19 protein-coding genes are annotated in these 16,581 nt (G+C 67.8%); 9 read left to right on the top strand and 10 right to left on the bottom strand.

Annotation, left to right across the window (positions count from 1 at the left end; genetic code table 11):
* Positions 1-31: 31 nt before the first annotated feature.
* Together GV790_RS03330 and GV790_RS03325 are read left to right on the top strand one after the other, a co-directional pair.
* Entirely contained in the window at positions 32-1,210 is a 1,179-nt protein-coding gene (locus GV790_RS03330; RefSeq protein ID WP_163810309.1) for an AI-2E family transporter, read from the top strand.
* Between the two features lie 107 nt (positions 1,211-1,317).
* A complete protein-coding gene (locus tag GV790_RS03325) occupies positions 1,318-2,466 on the top strand; it encodes a S1C family serine protease (protein ID WP_163810307.1) in 1,149 nt (382 codons plus the stop codon).
* A gap of 7 nt (positions 2,467-2,473) precedes the next feature.
* Here GV790_RS03325 and GV790_RS03320 read toward each other — a convergent pair whose 3' ends face one another.
* The 3 genes from GV790_RS03320 to GV790_RS03310 all read right to left on the bottom strand — a co-directional run bounded on the left by GV790_RS03320 (position 2,474) and on the right by GV790_RS03310 (position 4,579).
* Complete coding sequence (locus GV790_RS03320) at positions 2,474-3,040, bottom strand: vitamin K epoxide reductase family protein (RefSeq protein WP_163810304.1); 567 nt, start codon at positions 3,038-3,040, stop codon at positions 2,474-2,476.
* The gene (locus GV790_RS03315; RefSeq protein WP_163810302.1) at positions 3,037-3,828 is read right to left on the bottom strand and encodes a DsbA family protein; all 792 of its coding nucleotides are present in this window, start codon (positions 3,826-3,828) and stop codon (positions 3,037-3,039) included. The genes GV790_RS03320 and GV790_RS03315 overlap by 4 nt, the downstream gene beginning before the upstream one ends.
* A gap of 166 nt (positions 3,829-3,994) precedes the next feature.
* Positions 3,995-4,579, bottom strand: a complete 585-nt coding sequence (locus GV790_RS03310) for a TetR/AcrR family transcriptional regulator (RefSeq protein ID WP_163810300.1) — start codon at positions 4,577-4,579, stop codon at positions 3,995-3,997.
* Positions 4,580-4,674: 95 nt separating this feature from the next.
* Between GV790_RS03310 and GV790_RS03305 the strand changes: the two genes are divergently transcribed.
* The 5 genes from GV790_RS03305 to GV790_RS03285 all read left to right on the top strand — a co-directional run bounded on the left by GV790_RS03305 (position 4,675) and on the right by GV790_RS03285 (position 9,906).
* Complete coding sequence (locus GV790_RS03305) at positions 4,675-5,958, top strand: carboxylesterase family protein (RefSeq protein WP_163810298.1); 1,284 nt, start codon at positions 4,675-4,677, stop codon at positions 5,956-5,958.
* Positions 5,959-6,180: 222 nt separating this feature from the next.
* Complete coding sequence (locus GV790_RS03300) at positions 6,181-7,326, top strand: FAD-dependent oxidoreductase (protein WP_163810296.1); 1,146 nt, start codon at positions 6,181-6,183, stop codon at positions 7,324-7,326.
* Positions 7,327-7,382: 56 nt separating this feature from the next.
* Positions 7,383-8,195, top strand: coding sequence for an alpha/beta fold hydrolase (locus tag GV790_RS03295; RefSeq protein WP_280211771.1), 813 nt, complete (start codon positions 7,383-7,385; stop codon positions 8,193-8,195).
* Positions 8,196-8,429: 234 nt separating this feature from the next.
* A complete protein-coding gene (locus tag GV790_RS03290; protein WP_163810292.1) occupies positions 8,430-9,491 on the top strand; it encodes a DUF6745 domain-containing protein in 1,062 nt (353 codons plus the stop codon).
* Positions 9,492-9,501: 10 nt separating this feature from the next.
* On the top strand, positions 9,502-9,906 hold the full coding sequence (locus tag GV790_RS03285) for a hypothetical protein (RefSeq protein WP_163810290.1): 405 nt from the start codon (positions 9,502-9,504) through the stop codon (positions 9,904-9,906).
* 82 nt (positions 9,907-9,988) lie between these two features.
* Here GV790_RS03285 and GV790_RS03280 read toward each other — a convergent pair whose 3' ends face one another.
* A complete protein-coding gene (locus tag GV790_RS03280; protein ID WP_163810288.1) occupies positions 9,989-10,978 on the bottom strand; it encodes an AurF N-oxygenase family protein in 990 nt (329 codons plus the stop codon).
* A 166-nt stretch (positions 10,979-11,144) separates the two neighbouring features.
* The gene (locus tag GV790_RS03275; RefSeq protein ID WP_163810286.1) at positions 11,145-12,053 is read right to left on the bottom strand and encodes a LysR family transcriptional regulator; all 909 of its coding nucleotides are present in this window, start codon (positions 12,051-12,053) and stop codon (positions 11,145-11,147) included.
* A gap of 87 nt (positions 12,054-12,140) precedes the next feature.
* On the opposite strand from GV790_RS03275, the gene GV790_RS03270 reads away from it, so the two are divergent.
* Positions 12,141-12,572, top strand: a complete 432-nt coding sequence (locus GV790_RS03270) for a DoxX family protein (protein WP_163810284.1) — start codon at positions 12,141-12,143, stop codon at positions 12,570-12,572.
* A 41-nt stretch (positions 12,573-12,613) separates the two neighbouring features.
* Positions 12,614-12,904, top strand: a complete 291-nt coding sequence (locus GV790_RS03265; protein WP_163810282.1) for a hypothetical protein — start codon at positions 12,614-12,616, stop codon at positions 12,902-12,904.
* 61 nt (positions 12,905-12,965) lie between these two features.
* Here GV790_RS03265 and GV790_RS03260 read toward each other — a convergent pair whose 3' ends face one another.
* The 5 genes from GV790_RS03260 to GV790_RS03240 all read right to left on the bottom strand — a co-directional run bounded on the left by GV790_RS03260 (position 12,966) and on the right by GV790_RS03240 (position 16,571).
* Positions 12,966-13,811: a polyphosphate kinase 2 family protein gene (locus GV790_RS03260; RefSeq protein ID WP_163810279.1), complete on the bottom strand. Its 846-nt coding sequence runs from the start codon at positions 13,809-13,811 to the stop codon at positions 12,966-12,968.
* Positions 13,812-13,841: 30 nt separating this feature from the next.
* Entirely contained in the window at positions 13,842-14,573 is a 732-nt protein-coding gene (locus tag GV790_RS03255; RefSeq protein ID WP_163810278.1) for an ESX secretion-associated protein EspG, read from the bottom strand.
* Positions 14,570-15,160 carry a hypothetical protein gene (locus tag GV790_RS03250; RefSeq protein ID WP_163810276.1) on the bottom strand — a complete coding sequence of 197 codons (591 nt, stop codon included), beginning with the start codon at positions 15,158-15,160 and terminating at the stop codon, positions 14,570-14,572. The genes GV790_RS03255 and GV790_RS03250 overlap by 4 nt, the downstream gene beginning before the upstream one ends.
* A gap of 27 nt (positions 15,161-15,187) precedes the next feature.
* Positions 15,188-15,577, bottom strand: a complete 390-nt coding sequence (locus GV790_RS03245) for a hypothetical protein (RefSeq protein ID WP_163810274.1) — start codon at positions 15,575-15,577, stop codon at positions 15,188-15,190.
* Between the two features lie 361 nt (positions 15,578-15,938).
* Positions 15,939-16,571 (bottom strand): class I SAM-dependent methyltransferase, encoded by a 633-nt coding sequence (locus GV790_RS03240; RefSeq protein ID WP_163810272.1) that lies wholly within the window; start codon positions 16,569-16,571, stop codon positions 15,939-15,941.
* Between the last annotated feature and the right edge of the window lie 10 nt (positions 16,572-16,581).

Below are 16,581 nucleotides of genomic sequence, written 5' to 3'. Positions count from 1 at the left end.
AGCCACCCGCGCGCCTGGGTAACTTGACGGGGTGGCTGCCGAGGACGATCAGAGACCAGCAGACCGGCCCGGTTCCGCGGGCCAACTGAATCCGCCACCGTGGCTGTTGCGGGCGTTCCTGCTCGCCGCGGCGACGGTGGCGGGTTTCGTCGCGGCGTTCTGGCTACTGCAGCAATTGCAGGGGTTGCTGACGGTGCTGATGGTGTCGCTGTTCCTCGCCTTCGCCATCGAACCGTCGGTGAACTGGCTGGCCCGGCACGGCTGGCGGCGCGGCCCGGCCACCGGCGTGGTGTTCCTGACGCTGCTGCTGGTGGTGGTCGCATTCGTGTGGACGCTCGGCTCGCTGCTGGTGGAGCAGGTCACCACGCTGGTGGAGAACGCGCCACGCTATGCCGACGAGGCCGTCGACCTGATCAACAAGACCTTCCACACCGAGATGTCGGGCGACGACATCGAGAAGTACGCCACCGAGTGGAGTTCCAGCCTGGAGGGCCCGGCGATGGGCCTGGCGGGCAATGTGTGGGGCATCGGCACGACTGCCGTGTCTGCGCTGTTCCAGGCGCTCGGGGTGCTGTTGTTCACCTACTATTTCGCCGCCGACGGTCCGCGCTTCCGCAACGCGGTCTGCTCGCTGTTGCCGCCGAGGAAGCAGCGGCATGTGTTGCGCGCCTGGGATATCGCGGTGGAGAAGACCGGCGGCTACATCTACTCGCGTGGCCTGCTCGCGCTGGTGTCGACGCTGGCGCACTACATCATGCTGCGGGTGTTCGATGTGCCCTCGGCGTTCGCGCTGGCGTTGTGGGTGGGTGTGGTCTCGCAGTTCATCCCGACCGTCGGCACGTATCTGGCCGGTGCGCTGCCGGTGGTGGTTGCGGTGGTGAACAATCCACCCGACGGGCTGTGGGTGCTCGGATTCATCATCCTCTACCAGCAGTTCGAGAACTATGTGCTGCAACCGAGGATCACCGCCACCACTCTCGACATGCATCCGGCGGTCGCGTTCGGCGCGGTGCTCGCGGGCGCGGCGATACTAGGGCCGACCGGGGCCTTGCTCGCCATCCCGGTGACGGCCACCTTGCAGGCGTTCGCGGGCGCGTATATCCGCCGCTACGACGTGGAAGTGCCCACCGAGAACGCGCCACCACCACTGCCCAAACCCGAACGGCCGCACCATCGATTGATCCGCCTCCGGCGCCGAAAATCAGACTGATTCGGGCGTAGAAGCCCAGCTCACCGCCCTGCGACAGGAAATCGCGAGCCTCCAGCCGAGTGCTCGGGAGACAATGGGTGATCGGCTGCGGGTGAAGTGGGAGGCGCATGGACGGCGACCGGCACGATTCGCGCGATGACCTGCGGGACGACCACCCCCGTCGACGGGGTGGCGCCGGCCGGTTGGGTGCGGCCGTCGTCGCCACGGTCCTTGCCGTCGCGGCCTTCCTCGGATACCGCGGTGAGCTGCCCGGCTGGCCGTCGCTGGAACGGATCCCCGCGGCCGCGCCCGCCGTCGTCGCGCCGCGTCCGCCGCTGGATCCGGTGGCCGTGGCGGCCGGAATCGAGCCGGTGCTGGTGAACATCAACGTCGCCACCAAGCCGTTCGGGGTGGGCGCGGCCGGATCGGGAATCGTGCTGACCGCCGACGGCCAGGTGCTCACCAGTCATCACGTGGTCAAGGGCGCCGAGTCGGTGAAGGTCACCCGGGTCTCGGACGGCCTGGTCTACGACGCGCAGGTGCTCGGCTATGACTCGAGCACCGATATCGCCCTGCTCGGACTGGTCGGCGCCACCGGGCTGACGACGGCCAGGCTCGGCAGCTCGTCGGGTCTGCGAGTGCGTGACGAGGTGCTCGCCATCGGCAATGCGGGCGGCACCGGGGAGCCCACAGCGGTGGCCGGGCGCATCTCCGACCTGGACAGCACCATCCTGGCGTTGAATTCCGCGGATCTGTCCCGTAAGGCACTGTCCGGGATGGTCGAGGTGAGCGCCGAGGTGAGTTCCGGCCAATCCGGTGGCGCGCTGGCCGATCACTCGGGCGCGGTGGTGGGAGTGATCGCGGCGGCGTCCGGTGATCAGGAGGACGACGAGCCTGGTGTGCGGGCGCAACGTCCGCCCGTGGGTTACGCGGTGCCCATCGACACCGCTATGCGGGTGGTGCGCCAGATCCGTTCCGGAACGCCGACCGAGACCGTGCACGTCGGCCCCACCGCCACCCTCGGGGTGTTGATCTCCGACGCCAAGCCGAGTGGCGCCCGGGTCGACGTCGCCATCTACGGATTGCCCGCGCACAATGCCGGACTGGCCGACGGCGAGGTCATCACCTCGATCGACGGCAAGATCGTCACCAGCGCTCGCGCCCTGCGCGCCGCGATCAACAAGCACAGACCGCACGACATCGTCGAACTGGGCGTCAGCGGGCCGGGCGGGCAACGCACCGTCCGCGTCGTCCTCGCGCCGGGGACGCCGAACTAGCCCGCGCTCAGACCAGTGACAGCCAATAGTCCTGGAAGCGCAGGAAGATCAGCAGCAGCACCACCGCGTAGAACAGCGCGACGATCGTCCACCGCCATTCCGCGACCACCCGCATCGGCCCGCGCGAGCCACCCCACAGCGTTTGGGTGAGGACCGCGAGCAGCGGCGTGATGATCGCCCACACCACCATGCAGTACGGGCACAGCGCGCCGATCCGGTACAGACTCTGGAAGATCAGCCAGCAGATGAACACCGTGCCCGCGATGGTGCCGAGCCACAGCCCCACCCAGATCCAGCGCGGCAGGGCCACCCCGGCCACCGCGAGCACGGCCAGCGTGACGACCACCGCGAATCCGGCGACGCCGATGATCGGGTTGGGGAACCCGAACAGCGCCGCCTGATCGGTGGTCATCACCGAGCCGCAGGACAGGATCGGGTTGAGGCTGCACGAGGGCTGGTAGGCAGGGTCGACGAACAGCTTGAACCGTTCGACGGTGAGGGTGAACGAGGCGATCCAGCCGGCCAGACCACCGATCAGCAGAACCCAGGCGGATCTGGGGGCGGCCGCGATCACTGCCCCGCGGCCTGCGCGATCAGCGGCGCCAGCCCACCCGGCTGGAACAGCGCCTCACGGGTCTGGACCTGCTCACCGTTGACGAAGACGGTCGGCGTGCCCTTGATGCCCTCATCCAGCAGCTTCTTCGACTTGGCCTGGACGAACTTGTCGTAGGTGCGATCGTTGATGCACTGCGCGACCTTCGGATCGGTGTAGCCGGCCGACTTGGCGATCTCGATCAGCTGCTCATCCGACAGGCCGTTGCCACCCTCGGGCGGCTGCTGCGCGAACATGGCCTGCAACCAGGCCTGGAACTTGTCGACGCCGGTATCGGTAACGCAGTAGGCGGCGTTCGCGCCGCGCGAGGAGAACTCGGTGGTCGACATCTGGTCGAGGAACGACGCGATGTTGTATTCGACCTTCACGGTGCCGTCGGCGACGCCATCGGCGAGCACCTGCCCGTTGGCTTCCTCGAACAACTTGCAGATCGGGCATTGCAGGTCGGCGACGACGCGCACGGTCACCTTCGCGTCCGGATTGCCGACGATGATGGCGCCGTTGGAGGCCGCCGGATCCGGGGCTTCCGCGGCCGGGGTCGTGCCCGGATTCGCCGGGGCGCCCGCGATCACGCTGGGGATCGGGCCGAGGTCCTCGGAGTCGGAGCCGCGCATGGCGATCCCGATGCCGATCGCGGCGACGAGGCCGACGAGCACCGCCGCGACACCCACCTGGATCGCGATCTTGCGGTTGCGGTCGGCGCGCTCGGCCGCCGCCAGCGGATTCTTCCGACCCGGGTTGTTGCTCACCGTGCGTTCACCACGCCTTTCGCTCGCTTTCGCGTTGCCTGCTGCCCTGATGGTAGAGCCGGACGCGGTGTTCCGGCGTCAGCGGGCACGCGCACATCATGGTCGGTGAACCTGAGAGTTTCCGAAATACGCGGCGTGTTCTCGCGCGCATTGGGTACAGACCTGGTCAGCGCGGTGTGAGGCCGGCCATCAGCAGGTCGACCGCGGTCTCGGGGAGGTCGTCGGGGATCGTGCCGTCGAGCTGGGTGATGTAGATGTGCACGAGCCCGCCGAGAGTCAGCATGGCGAGCCGCGGATCCACCGTCGCGGCGATCTCCCCGCGCTCGATGCCGCGGCGCACGATCTGCTGTGAGGCCGCCAGCCGCACCGCCCAGAATTCGCGCCGGACCGCGTCGGCCTCGGCGTCGGTGTCGGTGATGCTCGTGGAGCGGATGAGGGCGGCACCGGAGGGGCTGCGCGCGAAGCCCACCAGCATCGTCATGAATTCCAGCAGGTCGGTGCGCACCGATCCGGTGTCCGGGATCGGGATCTGGGTTTCCATCCGGGAGAGCAGCGCGTCCAGCAGCAGCCTCGGCAGGGTTTTCCAGCGCCGGTAGATCGAGGTCTCGTGCACGCCCGCGGCGGCGGCGATATCGGCCACGCGCACCTCGTCGATGCCGACGGCCTCGATACGCGCGAGTGTCGCGTCCAGGACCGCGCGCCGCAGTCGAGCGCCGCGCAACTGCGGAGTGTGATTCGCCTCATCGGCCATGTGCCCATTATCGCAAGTGCTCTTGCGTTATCTCGGTCGGGGGCCTAGCGTGGCGGTAACGCAAGTCAACTTGCGATATTCGTAGGAGGAGCGACATGAACGACAGTGACGTCGTGGTGTCCCGAGGGATCCCGTATGCCAGGGCCGCAAGGTTCGGCGCACCGGAGCCGATCGTGTACGAGGGGCCGCACCAGCACCGCTCGCCGGTTACCGCGCCGCAGCTGCCGGGCCGGCTGGAACCGGTGATGGGCGCGCCCGTCCGGTTGCCGCAATCCGAGGATTGCCTCGAGCTCACCGTCACCGCGCCCGCCGCCGCCGAACCGGGCAGTAGGCCGGTCATGGTGTGGATCCACGGCGGGGCCTACCTCGCGGGCGGTGGTGCGTGGAATCTGTACGACGCCACCGAGTTGGTTCGCGAGACCGGCATCGTCGTCGTGTCGATCAACTACCGGCTCGGGGTGCTCGGCTATCTGCGGATGCCCGGCGTCGCGCCGGGCAATCTCGGATTGCTCGACCAGATCGCCGCGCTGGAGTGGGTGCGCGAGCACATCGCCGGATTCGGCGGTGATCCCGGCCTGGTCACGGTGGCCGGGCAGTCGGCGGGGGCGCATTCCATCGTCGCGATGCTCGGCATCGAATCGACGCGCGGACTGTTCCGGCGCGCGATCGTGCAGAGTTCACCGTTCGGAATCGGTTTCCAGAGCGCCGCGAAAGCGCAGCGGGCGGCGCAGGCGTTTCTCACCGCGCTCGGCGGTGATCCACAGGACGCACCGCTGACGCAGATCCTGGCCGCGCAGGCCGCGGCGGCGAAGAAGCTCGCCGGTCCGGGCGGGCTCAATTCGGCACCGCCCTTTCTGCCGGTCGCCGGGGCCGATCCGCTGCCGGACCGGGCGCGCTGGGAACGCGAGGTGCGCGGGCGTGCGGCGGGGACGCAGCTCGTGATCGGCACGACAGCCGAGGAAATGCGGGCGTTCTACGACGGTCCGCATCCGGTGTTCTCGAGGATCCGCTCGGTGCCGTTGGCGGGCGCACGATTGGTGTCTGCCGTGCAGAACCTGGTCGGGCGCAAAGCCTTCGACGACGGCACCAGCGCGTTCGCCGATCTGTTCGCCGCGCATGGCGCCGAGGTCTACCGCTACCGGGTGCACACCCTGCATCCGGACAACCCGTTCGGCGCCTGCCATTGCCTGGAACTGCCCCTGCTCTTCGGTGACGATTCCGCCTGGCACGACTCGGCCATGCTGCGCCCGCTCACGCCCGCCGAGGTTCGCATGCTCGGTGCGCCGACGCGGAAGCAGTGGGGCGCCTTCGTCCATACCGGTGATCCCGGGTGGACCCGGCATGCGCCCGGTTCTTCTGCCGCTCAACCCATTCCGTGACCGACGAACCCCGATCCCGGTACTGCCGGATTCGTACACAGGGCGCATCCCGCCGCGTACCCAGCTGTCGCCCTGACAGATGGCGAGACCGGGCGACTGCCGGCTCGACCCAGATCCTGCCCCGTCCGGACGAGCCGATCGCGTCGCGTGGCCCGGCACTGTCACATCCCGATCCGCGACCAACGCTGTCGCCCCCAGTTCCACCAGAGAGGACCGCGTTCCATGGCTGACCGGCACGCTGAAGTAATCGGCGGCGGCATCGGCGGGCTGACCGCCGCGACCGCCTTGGCCCGCAAGGGCTGGACCGTGCGACTGCACGAACGGCAGTCCGCGATCCGGGCGATCGGCGCCGGAATCTATATATGGGACAACGGGTTATCCGCGCTCGCGGAGATCGGTGCGTTCGCCGACGCCACGCGTGGCGCGCATATCGGCCCGGCGATCGAAGCCCGGTCGCGCACCGGGCGCACCCTGTACCGGATCGATATCAACGCCGAGGGCGGACCGCGCTGCTACACACTGCTACGTGACCGGCTGATCGACGCGCTGGTGCAGGCGGCCACCCGGGCCGGCGTCGACCTCGTCACCGACTCGGCTGCTGTGGCGGCCGACCCGGACGGACGGGTCGAGTTCAAGGACGGCCGGACCGCAAGGGCGGATCTGGTCGTCGTCGCCAATGGTGTGCATTCGCGGTTGCGTGACCGGCTCGGTCTCACCACCCGCCGCATCCGGATGCGGGAGGGCGCGGCCCGGCTCATGGTGCCCGCGTCCACCGGCTACCTTCCCGCCGCGGACAGCGTCAAACATCTCGAGCACTTCCAAGGCCGGCGCAGGCTGCTGTACACCCCGTGCACCCCCGAACACGTCTACCTCGCCTTGGTCGCCGATGCCGATGACGCCGCCACCCGCGGCGACCACATCGACGTCGACTCCTGGGTGCGCAGCTTCCCTTATCTGGAATCACTGCTGCGCACCACGCCGGACGTGCAGATCCGCTGGGACAACTTCGAATTCATCCGGCTGGCGGCCTGGTCACGCGGCCGGGTGGCCTTCCTCGGCGATGCCGCGCACGCGCAACCGCCGTATCTGGGGCAAGGCGGAGGCACGGCCATGATCAACGCGGTCTCGCTGGCCGCCGCCGTCAGCGCCGACCTGCCGATGTCCGAGGCGCTGCTCCGCTGGGAGCGCGAGCAACGGCCGGGCATCGAACGCACCCAGCAGACGTCCTACCGCATGCGCCTGCTCAACAGCCTGCCCGACGCCGTGCGTGATCCGCTGCTGATGGTGGCCGGTCGCCTGCCCGGTCTCACCGATTCCCAGCTGGCTGCCACCCGGCTGCGGCCGACCACCAGTGATCAGGCCGCCTGAACCGGCGAATCGTCCGTGCCCGCACTGCCGCGGCTCGGGAGAAGGAGAGAAACATGATCAATACGATGAAGATCAACGGCGTCGAGATCGCCTTCGACGACCAGGGCTACGCACCCGATACGCCGGCGATCGTGCTGCTCAACGGCTGGGCCCACGACCACCGCGCCTGGAACCCGCTGCTGCCGTACTTGCGGGACAAGCATCGCGTCATCCGGGTGTGCTGGCGTGGCCACGGACCGGATCGCACACTGGTTGGTGATTTCGGTGTGGCCGAACAGGTTTCCGACACCATCGGGCTGCTCGACGCGCTCGAGGTCGAGTCGTTCGTGCCGCTGTCGCATGCGCACGGCGGCTGGGTCGGCCTGGACATGGCCGACCAGCTCGGTACCGAGCGGGTGCCTGCGGTCCTGTTGCTCGATCTCATCATGACCCCGCCGCCCCCGGAGTTCGCCGCCGGTGTCGCCGCCTTGCAGAACCCGGCCACCTGGAAGGCCGCGCGCGATGAACTGCTGCGATCCTGGCTCGACGGCAGCACCGACGAGACCGTGCTCAACCACGTCCGATTCGAGGCAGGCGGGCACGGCTACGACATGTGGGCCCGCTCGGGGCGCGAGGTCGAAAAGGCTTATCGCACATGGGGTTCCCCGATGGGTCGAATGGAGAAGATGAGCACACCGCGGCCGATCCGGCACGTCTTCTCCCATCCGAAGGCCCCCGAATACGACGCGCTGCACGCCGAATTCGCCGCCGAGAACCCGTGGTTCAGCTACTCCCGGCTCAATGGCGAAACCCACTTCCCGGGTCTCGAGCTGCCCGAGCATGTGGCGGGTGAACTGTTCGACCTGCTCGGGTCGATTCGCGTCGGCTGAATCACGGTGACGACCGGCGCCCTGACGTGCGCCGGTCGAACTCACCTGACGTTCGGATGCGAGCCCCTGAGCACCCGGCATCGCTGCACGTACTGCGCCTTCGGATGACGCGCACCGATCCGCCCATGCCAGGCGGTTCCGGGACGCTGCGCAGGAGGAGTGCTTGCCGATCTTGTCCCGATCTGTCACTGTTGATCGCATGATCGTTGGAAAGGACGACACCACCGCCATCCGGTGAGTGTTCTCGGGCAGCGGGAAGCTGCGAACATCCGCAAGAAATGGCTCGGCCGGATGCTGTGCACCGAACCGGCCGATCGTCGCGCCGCTGAGGCGGCCATCTCCGAAATCTACGAACTCGCCGGTCTCGGCCCACCACGCTTTCGATGGGTCTCCTCGCCGCTGATCGCCCGTGCGACCGGTGAGCCGGGAGCCAAGCGCGGGCCGCGACCGATAACATCGCCCGAACCTGCTGTCGTGCAGTTACTTTCGCGAATTCACAGCCGCATGCGGGTGACCATCGGTATGTCGCGACGCGAGTACGACCGATGGGCGTGCGCGTTGGAGCCCTTCGAGCAGAACATCGCCGGTCCGTTGACGTCTTCATGGGCGGGCACTATCGGCCGCATCATCATGGCAGCCGGTGGCGGGCCGAGTTCGATCCGGAACAACGCGCACTGCGGGTCGGGCTCGGTCGTGTGGTCGGATTTCCCGCCCAATCGGGCAGGTGAACATGCCCGCGCGTGGGAGCTGTGGGCGGCGGTAGCGGCGGCCTGTGGCCCGTGGTGGCCGGACGAGGATCTGTGCGTCGTTTCCGAGCGTCCCGAAATATTGGCCGCGGAGGACGCGGGGGACCGGGGCCGGTTGCGCCTGCACTGCGCCGACGGCCCCGCCATCCGCTACTCCGACGGCTGGGAACTGTTCTTCTGGCACGGGACACAGGTGCCCGGCTGGGTGATCACCGACCCCACGGCCGAAGCCATCGACCGGGAAACCAATGTCGAGGTGCGGCGTTGCGCCATCGAACGACTCGGCTGGCCCGCCTATGTCGAGGAAGCCGGCATGGAACTGCTGGCCTGCGCGCCCGATCCCGGCAATCACGGCTACGAACTGATGCTCTACGAGCTACCGGACGACCAGCGAGTGCTGGTGGCGGTGAACGGTTCCGTCGAACGCGACGGCACCCGCCGCCGCTATGGCCTGACCGTTCCCCGATATCTCACCGATCCCGTCGACGCCGCGGCCTGGACCTATGGCCTGACCGGCACGCAATACTCCCAGCTCCTACACCGCACCTGAGGTGATGACCATGACCGAATCCCTTGTCCTGGAACAACTCGACGCGTCCCTTCGCATCCCGGTGATCCGCGGCATGCACGCCCAGGGCGACCTGATCGTCATCCCGCTGTACCTGCTCGACGCGGTCACGCCGAGCCCGGGCGCGGCCTGGTGGCCCGTCCCGCCCGACGGCATCGAGGTGCTGCGCGGCGCCGCGGGCGGGAATCCGCACGCGCTGGTCGCCGAACCCGGTACCTGCCGGTGGACGACCGACGTCGCCGACCCGTCCGGGCTCGCGCTCGGCATCTTCGCCGCGGAATCCGTTGCCTACCTGATGCATCCCGAACACGGCGCCACCGGCAGCGTGCCGGGGACGTATGTTGTCCGGCGGCAGCGCGAACACTCGCACATGCGGACGCGGCTCGTCGCCGACTGACGGCGGTGTCCCGCCGCCGGGCCGATGCCTCGGCGGCGGGACACATCTGGCTCCCGCCCCGGGGAGCGAACGTCCCCGGAGATCAGGCGACCGCGCGACGAACCGGTTCGCTCCGGTACCGCGACGGCTTCCCGTCGATGCCCAGCACCTTCCACACCAGCTTCGACACCGGGTTGATCAGACCGCTCTGTTCGGCCAATGCGCGCACGTCGGCGAAGATATCGCGCAGGGCATTGCTGGATTCCTCACTGCGCCAGTACATGTCCTTCACCACCGACTGCGGGATCTCGAACTTCTCGATGAACTCCTTCGGCGGGGTCGCGATCATTTCGCACATGATGCGCATGGCGGTGGGGAACAGCAGCGACAGCGCGAAGCGGGTCGCGGGGTGCATCTTCGGCACGTTGCGGCGCAGATATTCGTGCGCGAAGGAGATGTGCCGCGCTTCCTCCGCCACGTGAATCTGCATGACCCGCTGCACCATCGGATGCATCTGGTCGCCGCCGCGCAGAATCGACTTCTGCAAATGGTCGATGGGTTCCTCACCACCGAGCACCATGGTGAAGAAGAACTCGGGGAAGTACTTCACCGCGGGCCAGATGATCATCGTCAGCTTGCGGTCGATGGAGCCCATGCCGATGACGTCCTCGCCGATGCGATTGATCATCTCCTGGAACATGAGCGTGTGGTTGCACTCTTCGGCGGCTTCATGGGTGATGAAGCGGAATTCCGGATCGCCGTTCGGCAGCGACACCACGTACTGCATGAGCCCACGGATCAGCAGTTGCTCGAAGTCGAGTCCCACCTTGGCGATCCCGGCCTGCCGCCACATACCCATCGCGATCTGCTTCTCGACGGGCAGCGACTTGTACCAGGGATGGCGGCCCAGCGGATCGGCCTCGGGCAGGATCCAGCGCCGATCGGCGCGGTCGACGCCGTAGTCGGGGGAGTCCCAGTCGATGTCGACATACGGGTCGAAGTGCTTGTTGACCGACCCCTCTGACAGCCCCTGGAGTACCTCGCGGTAGGTCTGATCAGCGGATGCGGCCTCACGTGCCACAGACAGCGTCATCGGTGTCTCCCTCGTGCCAGCTCCGGGGGAAATTATCTGGGACCCGGAGTCTCATTAAATGATAGACGTCGCCCCAGTTCCATACAAGGGTGTATGGAACGGCGGAGCCGCCGCGCGCCATGTCGGTGCCGGGAGGAAACGTTCGAACGTACCTGCCACTCGCCGCTCAGGCAGTCAGGCCTTCGAGCACTATGTCGACGAAGGCTTGTATCCGGGCGGCAGGGCCGTCGGCATGCCAGACCAGGCCGAACTCGATCGGTGGAGCATCGGCGAAGGGGATGAAGCTCAGTCCGGGGCGCGGGTAGAAGTCGGCGGCGCGAACAGAGCAGGGGCAGGCACCTTTGCCCGCGCTGATGAGCGTGAGAACCTCGGGCCACGTGGCCGCCGCCGGGCCGCGCGGGATCGGTGCGCCGGAGGGGGTGTGGGTCGGGAAATGGAAGCTGTTGATCGCCTGCGACGGGCCGATGCCGTCGATCAGCTGGATACCGGCCAGATCCTCCATGGTCAGTGACTTCTGCTGTGCCACAGGATGATTCGATGAGATGACCAGCGCCCTCGGTTCGGCGAAGACGACCGGGCCGGTGATGAGATCCGGTTCCTCGATCGGGAACTCACTCATTTGCAGCTCGATCTCCCTGGCGCGCAACTGCCGGTAGTCGCCCACCTGTACCTCGCGGATCTGCACTTCGCCACCCGGATAACGTGCGGTGAACCGGTCCGCCGCCGCGATCAGCGTGGTACCGCACCAGGCGGCGGTGTATCCGACCCGCAGCAGCCCGCCGATGCCGCGACCGGTGGCCGTCGCGAAATCGATCGCGCCCTGGATGGTGCGGTAGCCCACCGAGAGCTCCTCGCGCAGCCGTTCGCCCAGCGGGGTGAGTTCCACACGGCGGCTGGTCCGTTCGAACAGCTTCGCCCCCAACCGGCGTTCCTGGATGCGGATTGCCTGGCTCACCCGTGCGGTGGATATGTGCAGGCGTTCGGCGGTGCGCCCGAAGTGCAGTTCCTCGGCGAGGGTCAGGAATATCTCGATGTCACGTAGCTCCACTGCCGATCCGATCGTGAACACAGGCATTAACGATCGTTGCAGGATACGCCGTTGTTCGCGGCCCTGGCACGGCGGAATCTGGTTACCGCATTCGTCGAAAGGAGCCACACGCCCATGACCAGACCGAACTCCCTCGCGCGCTCGCGTGCGCTGAGACTCGCGCGCTGGGTCCCGATCACCGCTGTCTTGGCCGAAACGGCGGTCGGTTCCTATTGGGACCTCGCCCGCATTCGCTATGTCCGAGAGGTTTTCGACCACCTCGGCTATCCCATGTACTTCGCGACGATCCTCGGCACTGCCAAAGTGGCCGCGCTCGCCGCGATCCTGACCCCTGGTCACCCGCGCACCAAGGAGTGGGCCTACGCCGGACTGGTGTTCGTCTACGGCGGCGCCGCTGCCTCGCACATCGCCGCCGGAGACGGCGTCGACAAGTGGGGTGGGCCGATGGCATTCGCCGCCGCCACCTTGGCCACCCGGGCGTGGCTGCCCACGGGCGGCGCCGGATTCGCCGCGCCCGTGCTCGGCAATCGTCCGCAGCCGGCCTGACCAGGTCCCGTGAAATCACACCCGAGAAAGAAGGAATCCTCATGTCCGCAGTTCGTGTGCACCACTACTCCGTCGATCCGGCCGAGCTCGAGCAGATGCTGGCCCAGCGCGCCCAGGTGATCGCAGGCATCCGCTCCGGCTTCGACGGCTTGGTCGAGACTCGGCTCATCCGCCTCGACGACGGCACCTACCAGGACGTATGGCGCTGGGAAACGGCCGAGCAGCTGGCGGCCGCGCTCGACGCCTCGGCCGCCTTCCCGCCCGTCACCGCCACCCTGGCGCTCACCACGGACGGCACCGTGCAGAACGGTGAAATCGTCGACGAGCGTTAGTCGATCGCCATCGCCTGCGGCCGCCCGGCCGTAGGCGATGGCGGGCCGTCCGGCTGACTGATCAGGCCTCGTCGAGGCGGGCGAGTTGCTCGGCGACGTCGAAGTGCGCCGGCGGCCAATCGAGGTCCAGGTCCTGTAAGGCCGCGATGAGCAGTTCGGTGACGGCGAGCCTGGAATACCACTTGTGGTCGGCGGGCAGGACGTACCAGGGCGCCCGCTCGGTACTCGTGCGGTCGAGTATGGCCTGATAGGCCTCCTGATAGGAGGGCCAGTAGGCGCGTTCGTCGATATCGGAGGGGTTGAATTTCCAGTACTTGTCGGGGCGTTCGAGACGTTGGCGCAGGCGCTTCTTCTGTTCGTCGAGAGAAACGAACATGGCGACCTTCACCAGGGTGATCCCCTCATCGGTGAGTTCGCGTTCGAAGGCGTTGATCTCGTCGTAGCGCTCACCCCAGACGGTGGCGGGAACGAGATTGTGCACCCGCACCACCAGCACGTCTTCATAGTGCGAGCGGTCGAACACGCCGATCTGGCCGCCGCGCGGCAACTCCTTGCGGATGCGCCACAGGTAGTGGTGGCGCTTCTCCTCCTCGGTGGGCACCCCGAAGGCGGCGTGGTCGACGCCCTGCGGATCCACCGACCCGATCACATGCCGCACGATGCCGCCCTTGCCCGCGGTGTCCATACCCTGTAGCACCAGCAGCACGCTGCGTGAATCACCGGATCGGCCGTTGGCGTACAGCTTTTCCTGAAGATCCGACAGCACCTTTCCGCGTTCGGTCAGCAGGGCCTCACCGAGCTTCCTGTCGCCGTCGAAACCGGGACGGGCGGAGGTGTCCAGATCGGCGATACGCACGCCGTCGGCCTGCAATGCTTCCCGGACCGGAACCGACCAGTGCTTCACCATCCGTCAGACCTACCACATTCGCAGGCGCGATCAGCGAATCTGGGCGAGTTTGAGCAGCTGATGGGCGAAATCGGCATCGGACACCGGTGTCAGGGTGAGCTCATCGGCGGTGGTGAGCAGATACCGTCCGTCGCCGCTGACGTCGAGCCAGGTGCGATGCCGGGTCGGCGGCGACATCGGATTGTCCGGTTCCACCGTGACGGTGATGAAGCCGCGCCCGTCGACCGGTTTGCGCAGAGCGCGACGGAAGCGGGCGGCGCCGCGCTCACCGTTGGTGGAGAAGGTCTGGCCATTGCCCGCGTGGTCGGTGGCGCCGAGCACCGCATCCTGCGGTTCGCGTAGCGTGCCTGCCCGGCCCGGGCGCGCCGGCCCGATCACCTCGACCAGCAGCTCGCCGAGGGCGCGGGCATGACTCATCTGCACCGTCACGGTGGTGGGCGCGGCCACCAGGATCGCGGCGTGCTGGTGCACCACGGCGGCGAAGGCCAAGATGCGGTCGGGGCAGTCTCCGTTACCTGAGGCGGTGCGTTCGCCGGACACGGTGACGGTGGTGGCGTCGGCGCGAGCGCACAGCATGAGCGCGGCAGCCAGATCGGGGTCGGCCTGTCTGGCGAACCGCTGCGGTAATCGCAGGCGCAGGTGTTCGCTCTCGGTGCGCACGGTGGCGGCGGGCGCCATGTTGACCGGATAGGGGCGGCGATCCAGATCGGTTTCGTTCTGCCAGACGTAGCTGAATTCGTCCGGGGTGAGTACCCATTTCACAGTGGCAGGCTCCCGCCGCCGGTGGAATCGGTGCGGGGTACCGCGAAGCGGGGCACCCGGTCTCCCGAAGCGGGGATGGCGGGGGAGTAGACGTGTGTCATGAGGTCCTGGATGTCGGCGGTGACGGCCGCCGCCGCGATGTCGTGATCCATTCTTCGTTGCCCGCCGTGCACGGCCTCGGCGGCGGGATCGTCGAGCGGACGATACGGCTGCGGCGGCGGGATCGCAGCCCGAACCGTTTGCGCCGCGTCGCGATCCAGTTCGAACAGCGCGGCGATCGCGGCGCACACCTCGTGAGCATCGGTGCCAACGCGAATGAAATCACGGGTGGCCTGTGCGGCCGCGTCGGCGGTCTGTCCCGACCACCGCGCGAACTCGCGAGCGGTGGCATCGCCGAATACGCGGAACGCCTCGGCCAGCGCGGTGGCATTGGCCTGCCAGACCGCCGCCGCGCGGTCGAGCGCGGCCGGATCCATCACCTCGTGCACGCGGTCCCAGATCTCCTGATGGGTGTAGCCGATGAAATGTTCACGCTCCGGTGCGTATGGGGGATCGGTATCACCGGTGGGTACGGCGTCGTCAGCCATGGTGCGTTCCTCCCTCGACGGCCCGCCTCACCGCGGCGCCAGATGCGCGGCGACGAGGTCGATCGCGGCCTTGTTGGCGGCCTCGGCGTCGGCGAACTTCTTGCCCGCCGCCAGATAAGCCGCTTTGTAGAGCAGCGCGGTCTCTTGGAGGGCGGTCAACGTGTCGAGATATTCGCGACCCTTCATGCCGAATCCGCGGGCCAGCGCATGGCCGGTGGGTAGGTCGGGGAACCCGGAAACCTCGGTGATCACATGTGATCCGGCTCTGGCCCGATCCAGATCGTCGACCAGGATGTCGCAGGCCGCGGCCAGATTCGTGGCCACGTCCTCGTCGAGTTCGAACGGCGTTGCACCGCCGTCCACGGCCGCGACGTACAGCTGCCGAGCCCGGCTCTGCCCCGTTTCCGGTACCGCCATCCTGGGCTCCCCCTTCCGCTCGGTCCATCACATCCCCGCCGCGTCGATTCGGACTCTACCGGTCGGAAATGCGCGGTGTCGCCGCCTTCGGAAGCCGGCACCGGAACCGGGCTGTGATGTCGCGCACGATAGTGGTGGTGGCTCGCGGACCCGATCCGACCACCGGAACCTGCGTGAAAACCGCACCGCCACATCGGCTCCCGACTTGAACATCCGCGCTGCGACGGCGTCACCGGTCTCCCGGCGCAGCACGGTGCACCGCTGGCCGAAGCTGATGTGGTCGGCTTCGTATTCGGCAGCGGAGGTAGCGAATTAGATCTCGCCCTGAACGCGCGATCGGCCCGGCCGGCGACGCGAGATCTCAGCCCGGACGGGTCGCCGACACGTATTGCAGCAGCCGATGGATCTCCTGATCGATCTCGACCAACCCGTGCTCGGCGAACAAGGCCGGGAACGTCTCGGTGTCGAACACCCGCAGACCCGACCAGCCGCCGACGATCCGGCTCGCATGCCCGAACGCCGAATCATCGCGATGGCTGGTGGTGATCGCGATCCGGCCGCCCGGCGCCAGCACCCGGATCATCTCCCGCGCCGCCGCCAACGGGTCCGGAATCAGATACAGCGCACCGAAACAGCACACCGCGTCGAAGGATCCGTCGGCGAACGGCAGGAACCGGGCATCGCCGCGCAGGTAACCCACCCGCGGCCCCGCGTTGTCTGCCACGGCCCTGGCAAGCATCGGCGGCGAGTAATCCACCCCGACCGCGTAACCGTCATCGGGCAGCCGCTCACTCAGATATCGCGTGAAATTGCCTGGACCGCAGGCGATATCGAGCACCCGATGCGCCTTGTGCAGCCGCAGCGAATCGGCCGCGTAACGCCGATCCGCCGCGGTGGTGCGGCCGCTGGCCAGATAGAACAGCGTAGGACGCCAGGCCCGTTCGTACACCGCGGCCAGCGCCGGGTTGTTCATCGTGCGCCGAGCGAGATTCATCGAGCCGACT

The sequence above is a fragment of the Nocardia cyriacigeorgica genome (genome assembly GCF_010858045.1).
GTDB lineage: Bacteria > Actinomycetota > Actinomycetes > Mycobacteriales > Mycobacteriaceae > Nocardia > Nocardia cyriacigeorgica_E.
This window is presented reverse-complemented; position numbering and strand designations above follow the sequence as displayed.